Below are 13,212 nucleotides of genomic sequence, written 5' to 3' on the forward strand. Positions count from 1 at the left end.
TCGAAAGGAGCACAGTGAAGATCGGTCTTTCCGTCGGGTACTGGAGTGCGGGACCGCCGAAGAACGTCGAGCGCCGCCTGGCCGAGGCCGAGGAGGTCGGCGTCGACAGCGTGTGGACCGCCGAGGCCTACGGATCCGACGCGATCTCCCCGCTCGCCTGGTGGGGCTCGCGGACCGAGCGCCTCAAGCTCGGCACCGCCGTCGCCCAGATCTCCGCACGCACCCCCACGGCCATGGCCATGGCCGCGCAGACCGTCGACCACCTCAGCGGCGGCCGGATGATCGTCGGGCTGGGCGCGTCGGGGCCGCAGGTCGTCGAGGGCTGGTACGGCGCGCCGTTCCCGCGTCCACTCGAGCGCACGCGCGAGTACGTCGACATCATGCGCCGGGTGTGGGCCCGCGACGGGCCGGTCGAGTTCTCCGGGCGGCAGTACCGGCTGCCGTATTCGGGCGATGCGGGCACCGGTCTCGGCAAGGCGCTGCAGTCCACCGTGCACCCGCTCCGTACCGACATCCCGGTCTATCTGGGCGCCGAGGGGCCGAAGAACGTCGCCCTCGCCGCCGAGATCGCCGACGGGTGGCTGCCGCTGTGGTTCTCACCCAGGTCCGACGCGTTCTACCGGGCCGCCCTGGCCGAGGGCTTCGCCGTCCAGGGGGCTCGGCGGACCGAGGAGACCTTCGACGTGGCCGGCGTGGTCTGGACTGTGGAGCACGACGACGTGGAGGTCGCCGCCTCGCGGATCAAACCGATCATCGCCCTGTACGCCGGCGGCATGGGCGCCAAGGGCGCCAACTTCCACAACGACGTCTTCGTGCGCATGGGCTGGGGGGACGTCTGCGGCAGGCTGCAGGAGCTCTACCTGGCCGGGCGCAGGCAGGAGGCGGTCGACGCCATCCCTCTGGAGATGGTCGAGGATGTCGCACTCGTCGGCCCGGCGGACAAGCTGGTCGACGACTTCGCGAAGCGGTGGGCGGACACGTGCCTGACCACCTTGATCGTGGGTGGCAATCCCCGGCAGGCCACCCTCGCCAGGCTGGTCGACGTGGGCGCGGCCAGCTGATCCCTCTCTTTCCTGTGGTCGTCATCACGTGTCCTGACGGGCTCTGGAAGCGTCGGTCCGGGTTACATTAATCTAATGGGATAAGGTTTATGGAGTGGGGAAGGGGGACCCGCGGTGAGGGCCGGAGATGTCATCGCCCAGGCGGCGGTCGCGGGGGACGCCCGCCGTGAAGCGCGCATGATCGTTGCCGCGAAGGAACTCCTGGCGAGTGACGTGGTCCAGTTGACGCTGGTCGCCGACCGGGAGTTGCCCGAATGGCGTCCGGGTGCGCACATCGACCTCGTCCTCGGCGACGGCCTGGTGCGGCAGTACTCGCTGTGCGGCGACCCCGCGGACCGCACCCGGCTCCAGGTCGCGGTCCTGCGCGAGCCGGCGGGGCGTGGGGGATCCCGGTACGTCCACGACCGGCTCGCGGTCGGTGACGAGATCGGCGTCCGCGGGCCGCGCAACAACTTCCCCCAGGTGCCGGCTTCCGGGTACCTGTTCGTGGCCGGCGGCATCGGCATCACCCCGCTCATCCCGATGATCGAAGCGGCAAGGGCCCAGGGCGTCTCGTGGCACCTGCTGTACGGCGGGCGCACCCGCTCCTCGATGGCCTTCGTCGACCGGCTTCAGGGACTCGACGCCGCCGCCGTCGAGATCCGCCCGCAGGACGAGTTCGGGATGCTCGATCTCGATTCCGCCCTCGACGCCGCTCCCGCTGACACCGCGGTCTACTGCTGTGGTCCCGAGCCGCTGCTGCGGGCGATCGAGGGGGCGGTGGCCGAGCGCCCCCGGTTGCGGCTGCACCTCGAGCGCTTCAGCGCCCCTGAACGGGATCCGGACGCCGCCGACACCGCTTTCGAGGTCGAACTGCGGCGGTCTGGTCAGGTGCTCCAGGTGGACGCCGGCACCCCGCTGCTGGACACGTTGACCGCTGCCGGGGCCGACATCGACTTCTCGTGTCGGGAAGGCACCTGCGGCACGTGCGAGACCCGCGTCATCGCGGGTGTCCCGGACCATCGGGACTCCCTGCTGACCGGCGAGGAGAAGGCCGCGAACGACGTGATGTTCCCCTGCGTCTCGCGCTGCCTGTCTCGACGCCTGGTCCTCGACCTGTGAACCCGCCCGCCGAAGAGCAAGCCGGTCATCGCGGCCGTGAACGGCGGTCGACCCCCGACCTCAAGGAATCCCATGCGTGACGCTGTGATCATCGACGTCGTCCGGACCGCCTCCGGCAGGGGCAAACCCGGTGGAGCCCTCTCGGGCACCCACCCGGTGGACCTGCTGGCCGAGGTGCTCGCCCGGCTGGTCGAGCGAACGGGCGTCGACCCCGAGAACATCGACGACGTCATCGCCGGCTGTGTGGTCCAGGCTTCGGAGCAGGCTCTCAACATCGGTCGCAGCGCGGTGCTCGCGGCGGGCTGGCCGGAGAGCGTCCCGGCCACCACCATCGACCGCCAGTGCGGCTCCAGCCAGCAGGCCGCGCACTTCGCCGCCCAGGCCGTCATCGCCGGTGCGCAGGACGTCGTCGTGGCGTGCGGAGTCGAGGTGATGAGCCGCGTTCCCATGGGCACCAGCCCGATGGGCCGGGACACCGCCGGTCTCAGGGTCGCGGCCCGCTACCCGGAGGGCCTGGTCGGCCAGGGCATCTCGGCGGAGCTGATCACCAGGAAGTGGGGTTTCAGCCGGGCCCGGCTCGACGAGTTCTCCGCCGAGTCCCACGCCAAGGCCGTCGCCGCCACCGAGGGCGGGCTGTTCGCCAACGAGATCGTGCCCGTCCCGGTCACCGCCGCGGACGGTACGAGCACCGCGCACACGGTCGACGAGACGATGCGTGCATCGACGACCGCCGAAGGACTGGCCGGTCTCCAGCCGTCCTTCCGTACGGAGGAGATGGACGCCCGCTTCCCGGGCCTCGCCTGGTCGATCACTCCCGGGAACTCCTCGCCGCTCACCGACGGTGCGTCGGCCGTGCTGATCACAAGCGGCGAGAAGGCGAGGGAACTGGGGCTGAAGCCGCGGGCTCGCTTCCACGCGTTCAGCGTCGTGGGCTCTGACCCGATCTCCATGCTCACCGGGCCGATCCCGGCGACCGAGACGGTGCTCAAGCGTGCCGGGCTCTCCATCGCCGACATCGACGCTTTCGAGGTGAACGAGGCCTTCGCCCCCGTGCCCCTCGCATGGGCCGCCGAGACCGGCGCCGACCTCGCGAAACTCAACCCGCGCGGTGGCGCGATCTCCCTGGGCCACCCTCTCGGCGCCTCCGGGACCAGGCTCCTCGCCACGCTGGTCAACCATCTTGAGCAGACCGGCGGGAAGTACGGCCTCCAGACGATGTGCGAGGGCGCCGGCATGGCCAACGCCACCGTCATCCAGACGCTGTGAGCCCCATGCCGTCGCCCAATGCGGGGCCGGACGCCGTGCCCGACGGTGCCGCCCCGCCTCGGCTCGCCGGAAGCGTCCGGCGGACGACGAGCCTGCACATGCAGTGGCCCGGCGAACTCGGGACGGCCCTGACGATCGACGGATTCGCCCGCGACCTGGTGACATCGCCCGACGGTTCCGCCCGGGTCCGTGATCAGGATCAGATCTCACTCCGCGTCGACCCCGACACCCGGGTCGTCCAGAGGATCGAAGGGCCTGAGCGGGTGCCGCGGCTGGGCCGGCTGGTGGGGGCGCGCTGCGGGGGAGGTCTGCGGGCCGTCCTGGCAGACGTCGTGCCGGAGGAGAGAGAGGCCGGTACGGCGCTCCACCTGCTGCTGGACGACCTCGCCGGTGCGTCGTTGATCGCCCCCTTCGCGCTGACCCGCTTCCTCTCCGACGACCGGTGGCGGGCGCGTTTCGGCCCGAGGAAGCTGCCCCCCGGTGTCTGCCTGGGATGGGGCGAGGGCACGACCGCGCACCGGCCGGACGAGCCCGCCGACCGGACCCGGGACGCCGGCCGCGTGCCCGACCCGGCCGACCCGCTCGGCTGGCACGAGTTCCCCGACCACGACGTGCCGACGACGCGGCGGTTGCGCCGCATCGACATCCGGCTCGAGCAGGAGATCCAGGTGGACGCCTGGTTCCAGGACAGCGCGTCCGAGCCGGCCGGTGGCCGGGTGGCGGTGCACGAGTACCGCGTGCGGGCGACCGCTGACCGGGACACCGGCGCCCTGTTGACCCTCGACGCGGTTCCCAGGGTTCTTCCATACCCGGAGTGCCCCCTGGCTGTGGGCAACCTCGGGCGACTCCTGGGCACGCCGTTGACGGAGCTGCGCGGCCTCGTCCCGCGGACGCTGCGTGGTGTCGAAGGGTGCACCCACCTGAACGATGCCGTACGCGCGCTGGCGGACGTGCCCGCGCTGGCCGCGGCACTTGGATCCTGAACGAGAGGGACCGGCATGCAACTGGACGGTAAGGCGGCCGTGGTCACCGGCGGTGCGAGCGGCATCGGGGCGGGGGTCTGCGAGCGGCTCGTCGCGGAGGGCGCGCGGGTCGTCATCGCCGACGTCGACCGGGAGCGCGGGCAGGTGCTCGCGGGCAGGCTGGGCGAGGCGGCGGTGTTCCGCACCGTCGATGTCACGGTCGAGGACGACATCGTCGCGGCCATCGATCTCGCGGTCGAGACCTTCGGGCGCCTCGACGTGATGGTCAACAACGCCGGCCGGGTCGGTGTGTGGAGCTTCCTCGAGGACACCGCCACCCAGGCTTGGGACGACGCGTTCGCCCTGCTCGCCCGCAGCGCGTTCATCGGCACCAAGCACGCCTCCCGCGCGATGCGGCGCACCGGCGGCGGATCCATCATCAACACCGGTAGCGTCGCCGGCATCCGGGCAGGCTACGGGCCCCACCAGTACGGTGCCGCCAAGGCCGCGCTGCTCGGCCTGACCAGGAGCGCCGCGGTCGAGCTCGCTCCGTACGGCATCACCGTCAACACGGTCATCCCAGGCGGCGTCGCCACGCGGATCGTCGGCCACGGCGCGCGGCTCGAAGGTGAGGCCCTCGACGCGAGCGTCGCCGCCGTGCGCGAGAGCCTCGCCGGTTTCCAGCCCATCCCGCGCGCGGGGGAGCCCGAGGACCTGGCGTCCGCGGTGGTGTTCCTGGCCGGCGACGGGGCCCGCTTCCTCACCGGCCAGGAGATCGTCGTCGACGGCGGGCTCTCGGCGGGCCGCCCGTGGCCCGAGGAGATCCAGGTTCACGCCCGCAAGGCCGCCGTCCGCCAAGGCCTGGAGCCCAGCTCTTCCACCTAAAGGTCGTAGATAAAATCCTTGACGTGATCCGGGTCACCTATTAGCTTTAGGTTTCCGCCCGAGTCCGGGCGGATGTGCTGGAGGCCTGCGAGGCACGCGCCCCGGCCCCCGACCACGAAGGATCGATATGCGAACTCCACAGCGACCCCGGGCGGCACTCGGCCTCGTCCTGGGACTGGCGGCCCTGGCCCTCTCCGCCTGCGGTCAGTCCGCGGCCACCGGAGACAAGGTCGAGGGCAGGAACCCTGCGAGCGGTGCACCGGTGAAGGTCGGATACATCAACCAGGAGCAGGCGGCCACAGGTTCGTTCCCCGAGCTTCGGGTGTCGACGGAGTCGGCCTTCCAGTACGTCTCCAAGGACCTCGGGGGCGCGGGCGGCCATCCGATCGAGCTGATCAAGTGCACCGTCGACGGATCCCCCGAGTCGGCGCAGAAGTGCGCCAACGAGATGGTCCAGAAGAAGGTCGTCGCGGTGGTCAGCGGCATCAACTTCAGCGGCCCGTCCTCCTACGAGGTGGTCACGGCCGCCGGGATCCCCTACATCACCGCCGCCCCGATCCAGGGCACCGACTTCAACGGGAAGAACACGTTCGCGCTGCTCGGCTCGTCGCCCGCGCAGTTCACGGGTGAGGCGAAGTTCCTGGTCGGCAAGGGGGTCAAGAAGGTCTCCCTGATCCTGAACGACACCCCGTCGGGCCAGGCCGGCGCGGACATCCTGATCAAGCAGCTGCGGGCCGGCGGGGTCACCGACGTGACCCAGGTCAAGGAGTCCCCGACCGCGACGGACTTCACCGGAGCCGTGTCCCAGGCCGCCAGGAACTCCCCGGACGCGATCGCCGTCCTCTTCGTCGCGCCCGCCTGCGGCCAGATCGTCCAGACCGCCAAGTCGCTCGGCGTCAAGGCGAACATGGTGCTCACCACCGGCTGCTCGTCCCCGGCCGTGCTCGACGCGATGGGGGCGGCCGCCGAGGGCGTCCACTTCGTCCAGGAACTGCTGCCCGCCGCGGCGCACAAGAACCACCCGCAGGTGAAGGAGTACATCGAGGCGATGCACCGGTTCGGCGGCATCGCCGAGAAGGATCTCACCGCACTGCACGCCAACGGCTTCGCCGTCGCGATGGAGGTCGCGGCCGTCATCGGTCGTTCAGGAGCCACCCCCACCGCCGCCGGCGTGACCAGGACCCTGAGGGATCCGGCCGGCGGCAAGGGCTTCATGGACAGCGACTGGGTCTGCGACGGGTCGGCGCTCAAGGACTACCCGAGCATCTGCAACGCGAGCACTCGCGTGACCACCATCAAGAACGGACGCCAGGTCGAGGTCACCTCTGACTGGCTCGGGTCCTGACCGCGTACTCCGCGCCACCTCGAGGAATCTGTCATGGATCTGCTGTTGTTCGCCCTGCTGGGCATCGGCACCGGTGCCGTCTACGCCGCCTTCGGGCTCGGCCTGGTGCTGATGTACCGGTCCTCCGGAGTCATCAATTTCGGCTACGGTGCCACCGTTCTCTTCGGCGTCTACCAGTTCGCAGATCTCACGAAGACGGGCAAGCTGGTCTTCCCGATCGGTTCGCTGCAGCTCGGCGGGCCGATCGGGGCCTGGCCCGCGATGGCGATCGTGCTGGCGCATGCCGCGGTGCTGACGCTGGTCGTCTACGTGCTGGCCTTCCGGCCACTGCACCAGGCGCCACCGCTGGCCAAGGCCGTGGTCTCGGTGGGAGTCATGCTCGCCGTGCAGGCGCTGATCCTGGTGCGTTTCGGGTCCGACCCGCGCTCCATCGCCCCCATCCTCCCCAATGACGCGATCGACGTGGCGGGCGCGACCATGCCGCGCGACCGCCTCTATCTCGCCGGCATCGTCGTCCTGCTGGCCGTCGTCCTCCACGCGTTCCTGACCTACACCCGCACCGGCATCGCCTCAAGGGGGGCGTCGCAGAACGAGAAGGGCGCCGTCCTCCTGGGGCTGCGTCCCACGCGGCTGGCCGCCATCAACTGGATCATCGCCGGCGTCGGCGGTACGGCGCTCGGCGTCCTCATCGCGCCCATCATGTCGCTCGAGGTCGGCACCTACACGCTGCTCATCGTGCCGGCGCTCGGGGCGGCGCTGATCGGGCGCCTGTCCTCGATCTCCGCGGTCGTCGCCGGCGGCATCGCCCTCGGCGTCGTGCAGTCGGGCTTGATGCAGGCCACCACGCAGTACACATGGCTCCCGCAGAACGGACTCAAGCAGGGCCTGCCCTTCCTGGTGATCATCGCCGTGCTCGCGCTCTACGGAAAGAGCCTGCCGGGACGCGGCGCCCTCGAGGAGAAGCTGCCGCCGGCCGCGTCGGGACCGATCCGCCCCTGGCTGATCGTGCTGCTCGTCGCCGTCGCCGCGGTGGCCATGCAGGTCTTCTCGCCCACCTGGCGGCTCGGCCTGATCACCAGCCTCACGGCCGTCGTGGTCTGCCTCTCTCTCGTCGTGCTCACGGGCTTCGTGGGCCAGATCTCGCTGGCCCAGATGTCGTTGGCGGGTGTAGCCGGTTTCACGCTGTCCAAGTTCGGGGACGCGTGGGGCATTCCCTTCCCGATCGCCCCGCTGCTGGCGGCTCTGGTCGCCACGGCGGTCGGCGTCCTGGTCTCGATCCCGGCGATCCGGGTCCGGGGTCTGCACCTCGCCGTGGTCACGATCGCGGCCGCGGTCGCGATCGAGGAGTTCATCTTCAAGAATCCGAGATTCACCGGCGGCCTCGCCGGGTCACCCGTCCCGCAGCCGGAACTCTTCGGCGTCTCGCTGGGCATCCGCGGAGGGCCGACCGACTTTCCGCGGCCCGCGTTCGGGTACCTCGTGCTGGCGGTCGCGGTCGCCGCGGCCCTCGGCGTCGCCCTGCTGCGCCGCAGTGACCTGGGGCGCCAGATGCTGGCCGTCCGGAGTTCGGAGCGCGCCGCCGCCGCGGCCGGGCTCAACACGGCGCGGATCAAGCTGATCGGTGCCGCCCTCTCCTCCTTCCTGGCCGGGGTGGGCGGCACGCTGATGGGTTACCAGCAGGGCCAGCTCTCGTTCGAGACGTTCAGCGTGTTCACGTCGCTGGGCCTGCTCGCCGTGGTGTACATCGGTGGCGTCTCCAGCGTCTCGGGCGGGCTGGTCGCCGGCGTGATGTTCTCCGGTGGCCTGATGTCCACGGCCATCGACCAGTGGTTCGGGCTCGGTGACTACGAGACGCTGATCCTCGCCCTCGGCCTGGTGCTCGGTGCGGTCGCGAACCCCGAGGGCGTCGCCGGGATGGTGTTCCGGACGAGAGCCCGCTTCCGCCAGGCGTCGCCCTCCCGGTCGGAGACGGCCGAACCGGATCTCGAAGAGCGCGTGTTCGTCACGGACGGAGCCTGACATGCTGTTGCAGACCAGGGACCTCGCGGTCCACTTCGGAGGCGTCAAGGCCCTTGACGGCGTCGATCTGGCCGTCGACCGGGGCGAGGTGGTCGGCCTGATCGGCCCCAACGGCGCCGGCAAGACCACCTTCATCGACGCGGTCACCGGATTCGTTCCCCACCGGGGCGAAGTGCTCCTCGACGGCGTGGACATCGCGCCCCAGCCGGCGTACAGGCGGGCGGGGCGCGGCGTGATCCGCACCTTCCAGCAGCTCGAGCTCTACAACGACCTCTCGGTGATGGAGAACCTCCTGGTGTCGAGGCGCGGCGCGCGCTCCGAGCACCACGAGCGGGTCCACAGGCTTCTCGACCGCTACGGCCTGCACGAGGTGAAGGACAGTTTCCCCGAGGACCTGTCGCACGGACGTCAACGCCTGGTGAGCCTGGCGCGTGCGCTGGCGTCCGATCCGCGGCTGGTCCTGCTGGACGAGCCCGCCGCTGGGCTGGACAGCAAGGAGTCGCTCGGTCTGGCGGATCCGGTCCGGGGCCTGGCCCGAGACGGTGCCGGCGTGCTCCTGATCGACCACGACGTCGATCTGGTCCTCTCGGTCTGCGACCGCGTCTACGTCCTGGACTTCGGCAAGGTCATCTTCGCCGGACCGGCCGCCGACATCAGCGGGTCCGACGCCGTGCGGACCGCCTACCTGGGAGTGCCCGCATGAAGGCCACGCTGAGAGTGGACGACATCTCCGCAGGCTACGGGCGCGTCCTCGCGGTGAAGAACCTTTCCCTCAGCGCAGCCGCGGGGGAGGTGGTCAGCATCCTCGGGCGGAACGGAGCGGGCAAGACCACGACGCTGCTGTCCGTCTCCGGTCTGGTGAAGCCGCGCTCGGGTCGGGTGTCGGTCGACGGCACGTCGCTTCGCCTGGGAAGGCCGCACGCCGCCTCGAAGGCGGGACTGATCCAGGTGCCGGAGGACCGGGCCCTTTTCACCGGTCTCACGGTGAGGGAGAACCTCGCGGCGGCCGGCGCGCGTCGCAAGGCCGACCTCACGATGGTCACGGATCTGTTCCCCGAGCTCGAGCCGCTGATCGGACGCCGCGCCGGACTGCTCTCCGGAGGGGAGCAGCAGATGCTCGCGCTGGCACGGGCGATCACGTTGCGGCCCAAGGTCCTGCTCGTGGACGAGATGAGCCTGGGCCTGGCCCCGGTCGTCTGCCAACGGCTCTCCTCGGTGATCCGCGGCCTGGCCGACGAGTCCGGCGTCGCCGTGCTCCTGGTCGAGCAGCATCTGTCGCTCGCCCTGGAGGTCGCCGATCGCGGGATCGTCCTGCACAAGGGTTCGGTGGCGATGGAGGGTACGCGCGCCGAGCTCACCGCCAAGCGCCACGAGATCGAGTCGTCGTACATGGGCGGTGCGGGCACCGTGGAGGATCCCGCGGCCTGAACCGCGGCCTCTGGCACACCCTTTGCCGGACGAAGCAGCGTCCGGCAAAGGGTGTTTCAGGCCGTCGGCTCGGAGGGAGCGTGCCGGCGTGACCACGCCAGCACGGCCACCGAGACGAGACTCGCTCCAGCGGCCAGCCAGAACATCAGCACCTGCGCGTCGTACGACGGCAGCGTGACCCCGGGCGCGGTCTCCATCACCATCCCGCTGATGGCCGAGGCCGTGGCCGCGCTGCTCACGACGCTGCCGACGGTGCGCAGGAGATGGTTGAGGCCGTTGGCGGCCGCGCTCTGGGACGCGGGAACGTCGCTCATGACCACGATGGGAAGCGCCGCGTAGGTCAGGACGGTGCCGAGGGACACGGCCACGGAACCGGCGACGACCTGGGCGAGGCCATCGCTGAGATAGACCCGTCCGACGTAGGAGACGGCCATCACCATGGCCCCGAGGCCGACCGTCGTCTCGGCGCCCCAACGGCGGACGACCACCGGTGCCGCCGGCGCGAAGATGCCGAACGACAGCGCCATGGGAACCAGCCAGAGGCCGGCCGTGGCCGCATCCAGCCCGAGCCCGTAGCCGGTGTCGGCCGGTTGCTGGAGCAGTTGGGGGGTGACCATCATGTTGGCGTAGGCGGCGAAGCCCAGCAGCAGCGACACCGCGTGTGCGGCGACGAGCCGGGGCCGGGCGGCGAGGCGAAGGTCGACCAGCGGGGCGGGCGACCTGAGTTCGACTACGCCGAAGAACGCGAGCACCGCAAGCCCGCCGACGCCCAGCAGCACGGTGTCCATCGAGATCCAGCCCCAGGCCGAACCGTGGGAGAGGGCGAGAATCACCGCGCAGAGGCCGGAGGACAGGAGCAGGGCGCCCCAGGGGTCGACGCCGCCGCCACCCCTGACGGGGGACTCGGGAAGGGCGAGGACGACCGCGCACAACAGGACGGTGCCCGCGATGGCCGGGATCCAGAAGATCCACCGCCAGCCTGGCCCGTCGACCAGCGCCCCGGACAGCGGAAGTCCCGCGCCCGCTCCGATGGCGAGCGTGCTGGACAGTGCCGCGGTGCCGAGGGGGAGCCGGGCGGGTGGCAGTTCGTCCCGCATGACGGCCAGCCCAAGGGGCAGTAGCGCGATCGCCGCCCCCTGGACGGCTCGGGCGGCGATCACGACCGCGAAGGAGTGGGTCAGCCCGCCGACCAACGACCCGACGACGAGGGCTCCGATCGTGATCAGGATGAGTCGCCGCTTCCCGTACACGTCCCCGAGCCTGGTGAGCACCGGCGTGGACACCGTGCCGCTCAGCAGGCCGGCGCCGATCAGCCAGGTGGTGTTCCCGGGGGCGGTGTGCAGCTCGTCCGGCAGGTCGGCCATGAGCGGGATCGCGAGCGTCTGCTGGAGCGAGACCAGGAATCCGCCGGCGCAGAGCAGGACCAGGGTCAGGGGGGCACGCCGATCGGCCGTGGCTTCCACTGTGTCGGAGACTCCGATCTAAACCTAATGGCGATAGGTAGCCTACCGCGTCCCCGTCCGGCCGGGGCTATGGACCCGAGTAATCTAATGCCTATAGGCTGACACGGTGTCGGTCCGGATCGGGCGGCGCCCTCCGGGCCGGGTGCGGGAGCGCGGCCCCGGTCGCGTCGGCACCGCTTTCCCTGACGGCTGAGTGCGAAAGGAACCGGGCATGATCACTCGAGCGGGACTCCTGATCGACGGTGAGTGGCGCCAACCGGTCTCGGCCGCCAGGACCCACGTGGTGTCCCCGTCGACCGAGGAGGTCATCGGGGTGGTGCCGGACGCCGGCGGGGACGATGTCGACGCGGCCGTCGGCGCCGCGCGGCGCGCCTTCGAGGCCGGGGCATGGCGCGGCCTGACCGTCGCCGAACGGGCCGAGATCATCGAGCGCGCCCTGCGGATCCTGGAGTCGCGGATCGGGGAGATCGGGCGGCTGGTGACCCTGGAGATGGGGCTGCCGGTCAGCGCGGCCGCGGTCCAGATCCCGGGGGCCCTGGACACCGGGCGCTACTTCCTCGACGTCGCGCGGAGCGACGCGACCAGCGAGGTCCGGCGGACCCGGGCGGGAGCGGCCGCCGTGGTCAAGGAGCCGGTGGGCGTCGTGGCGTCGATCGCCCCCTGGAACGGCCCCTTCAACATGGCGATCGCGAAGATCGTCCCGGCCCTGGTGACGGGCTGCAGCGTGGTCTACAAGCCCGCACCGGAGACACCGCTCGACGCCTTCCACATCGCCGAGGCGTTCGTCGAGGCGGGGATGCCCGCCGGCGCGTTCAACCTGATCACCGGCGACCGGGACGCCGGGCGGGCGCTGGTGGCCCATCCCGAGGTCGACAAGGTCAGCTTCACCGGGTCCACCGCGGCGGGCCGGGAGATCGGCCGGGAATGCGGCGGGAGCTTCAAGCGGCTCCAGCTCGAGCTGGGCGGCAAGTCGGCGGCGATCGTCCTCGACGACGCCGACATCGCCACCACCATGCGGGGGCTGGCGGTCGGGTCGTTCTTCAACACCGGCCAGGTGTGCGCGGCCTACAGCCGCGTGGTCGTGCCGAAGAGCCGCTACGACGAGGTCGTCGGAGCCCTGGTGGCGACCGCGGAGTCGTTCGTGGTGGGCGATCCGCTCGACCCGGCCACGACGATGGGCCCGCTGGTCTCCGCGCGGCAGCGGGAGCGGGTGCTCGGATACATCGAGGCCGGGAAGGCCGAGGGCGCCGTGATCGCCACCGGGGGAGGCGTGCCCGAGGGGCTGGACAGGGGCTACTACGTGCAGCCGACCGTGTTCGCCGGCACCGTCAACTCGATGCGCGTCTGCCGCGAGGAGATCTTCGGCCCGGTGGCCTCGGTGCTCGCCTACGACACCGTCGAGGAGGCGATCGCGATCGCCAACGACTCCGAGTACGGCCTGCACGGCGCGGTGTTCACCGGCGACCCCGAACGCGCCGCCGATGTGGCCCGCAAGGTCCGTACCGGGACGTTCAGCGTCAACTCGTTCACCTACAACACCGAGGCGCCCTTCGGCGGAGTGAAGAACTCGGGCATCGGTCGCGACACCGGCCCGGAGGCCGTCCAGGCCTACTACGAGCTGAAGACGGTCAACCTGGGCGAGGGCATGGAGTCTCTGTTCGCGTGAGCGCCAAGGAGGGACG

General features: G+C 70.9%; 11 protein-coding genes. 10 read left to right on the forward strand and 1 reads right to left on the reverse strand.

The features are described from left to right. The first annotated feature begins 14 nt into the window (after positions 1-14). The 9 genes from ACFPZN_RS16385 to ACFPZN_RS16425 all read left to right on the forward strand — a co-directional run bounded on the left by ACFPZN_RS16385 (position 15) and on the right by ACFPZN_RS16425 (position 10,067). A complete protein-coding gene (locus tag ACFPZN_RS16385; RefSeq protein WP_378282823.1) occupies positions 15-1,061 on the forward strand; it encodes an LLM class F420-dependent oxidoreductase in 1,047 nt (348 codons plus the stop codon). Positions 1,062-1,175: 114 nt separating this feature from the next. After that, a complete protein-coding gene (locus tag ACFPZN_RS16390) occupies positions 1,176-2,162 on the forward strand; it encodes a PDR/VanB family oxidoreductase (RefSeq protein WP_378282824.1) in 987 nt (328 codons plus the stop codon). A 72-nt stretch (positions 2,163-2,234) separates the two neighbouring features. Beyond that, positions 2,235-3,428: a thiolase family protein gene (locus tag ACFPZN_RS16395; RefSeq protein ID WP_378282825.1), complete on the forward strand. Its 1,194-nt coding sequence runs from the start codon at positions 2,235-2,237 to the stop codon at positions 3,426-3,428. A gap of 5 nt (positions 3,429-3,433) precedes the next feature. Further along, positions 3,434-4,411 (forward strand): DUF2889 domain-containing protein, encoded by a 978-nt coding sequence (locus ACFPZN_RS16400; protein WP_378282826.1) that lies wholly within the window; start codon positions 3,434-3,436, stop codon positions 4,409-4,411. Positions 4,412-4,426: 15 nt separating this feature from the next. Further along, entirely contained in the window at positions 4,427-5,275 is an 849-nt protein-coding gene (locus ACFPZN_RS16405) for a glucose 1-dehydrogenase (RefSeq protein WP_378282827.1), read from the forward strand. 262 nt (positions 5,276-5,537) lie between these two features. Further along, positions 5,538-6,620, forward strand: coding sequence for an ABC transporter substrate-binding protein (locus ACFPZN_RS16410; RefSeq protein WP_378282828.1), 1,083 nt, complete (start codon positions 5,538-5,540; stop codon positions 6,618-6,620). Between the two features lie 33 nt (positions 6,621-6,653). Next, a complete protein-coding gene (locus ACFPZN_RS16415) occupies positions 6,654-8,639 on the forward strand; it encodes an ABC transporter permease (RefSeq protein ID WP_378282829.1) in 1,986 nt (661 codons plus the stop codon). A gap of 1 nt (position 8,640) precedes the next feature. Next, positions 8,641-9,342 (forward strand): ABC transporter ATP-binding protein, encoded by a 702-nt coding sequence (locus tag ACFPZN_RS16420; protein WP_378282830.1) that lies wholly within the window; start codon positions 8,641-8,643, stop codon positions 9,340-9,342. Continuing rightward, positions 9,339-10,067 (forward strand): ABC transporter ATP-binding protein, encoded by a 729-nt coding sequence (locus tag ACFPZN_RS16425; RefSeq protein WP_378282831.1) that lies wholly within the window; start codon positions 9,339-9,341, stop codon positions 10,065-10,067. Before ACFPZN_RS16420 ends, ACFPZN_RS16425 begins: the two co-directional genes overlap by 4 nt. A gap of 56 nt (positions 10,068-10,123) precedes the next feature. Here the strand turns inward: ACFPZN_RS16425 and ACFPZN_RS16430 are convergent, their stop codons facing one another. Continuing rightward, positions 10,124-11,530 carry an MFS transporter gene (locus ACFPZN_RS16430; RefSeq protein ID WP_378282832.1) on the reverse strand — a complete coding sequence of 469 codons (1,407 nt, stop codon included), beginning with the start codon at positions 11,528-11,530 and terminating at the stop codon, positions 10,124-10,126. A 211-nt stretch (positions 11,531-11,741) separates the two neighbouring features. On the opposite strand from ACFPZN_RS16430, the gene ACFPZN_RS16435 reads away from it, so the two are divergent. Continuing rightward, entirely contained in the window at positions 11,742-13,196 is a 1,455-nt protein-coding gene (locus ACFPZN_RS16435) for an aldehyde dehydrogenase (RefSeq protein WP_378282833.1), read from the forward strand. Positions 13,197-13,212: the final 16 nt, after the last annotated feature.

Origin of the sequence: Actinomadura rugatobispora, assembly GCF_042656285.1 — a bacterium.
Taxonomy (GTDB): Bacteria; Actinomycetota; Actinomycetes; order Streptosporangiales; family Streptosporangiaceae; genus Spirillospora; species Spirillospora rugatobispora.

Bases quoted from the DNA above. Each gene is read 5' to 3' on its own strand.
- ACFPZN_RS16395 (WP_378282825.1), top strand. From the start codon at position 2,235: ATGCGTGACGCTGTGATCATCGACGTCGTCCGGACCGCCTCCGGCAGG.
- ACFPZN_RS16400 (WP_378282826.1), top strand. From the start codon at position 3,434: ATGCCGTCGCCCAATGCGGGGCCGGACGCCGTGCCCGACGGTGCCGCC.
- ACFPZN_RS16405 (WP_378282827.1), top strand. From the start codon at position 4,427: ATGCAACTGGACGGTAAGGCGGCCGTGGTCACCGGCGGTGCGAGCGGC.
- ACFPZN_RS16415 (WP_378282829.1), top strand. From the start codon at position 6,654: ATGGATCTGCTGTTGTTCGCCCTGCTGGGCATCGGCACCGGTGCCGTC.
- ACFPZN_RS16420 (WP_378282830.1), top strand. From the start codon at position 8,641: ATGCTGTTGCAGACCAGGGACCTCGCGGTCCACTTCGGAGGCGTCAAG.
- ACFPZN_RS16425 (WP_378282831.1), top strand. From the start codon at position 9,339: ATGAAGGCCACGCTGAGAGTGGACGACATCTCCGCAGGCTACGGGCGC.
- ACFPZN_RS16435 (WP_378282833.1), top strand. From the start codon at position 11,742: ATGATCACTCGAGCGGGACTCCTGATCGACGGTGAGTGGCGCCAACCG.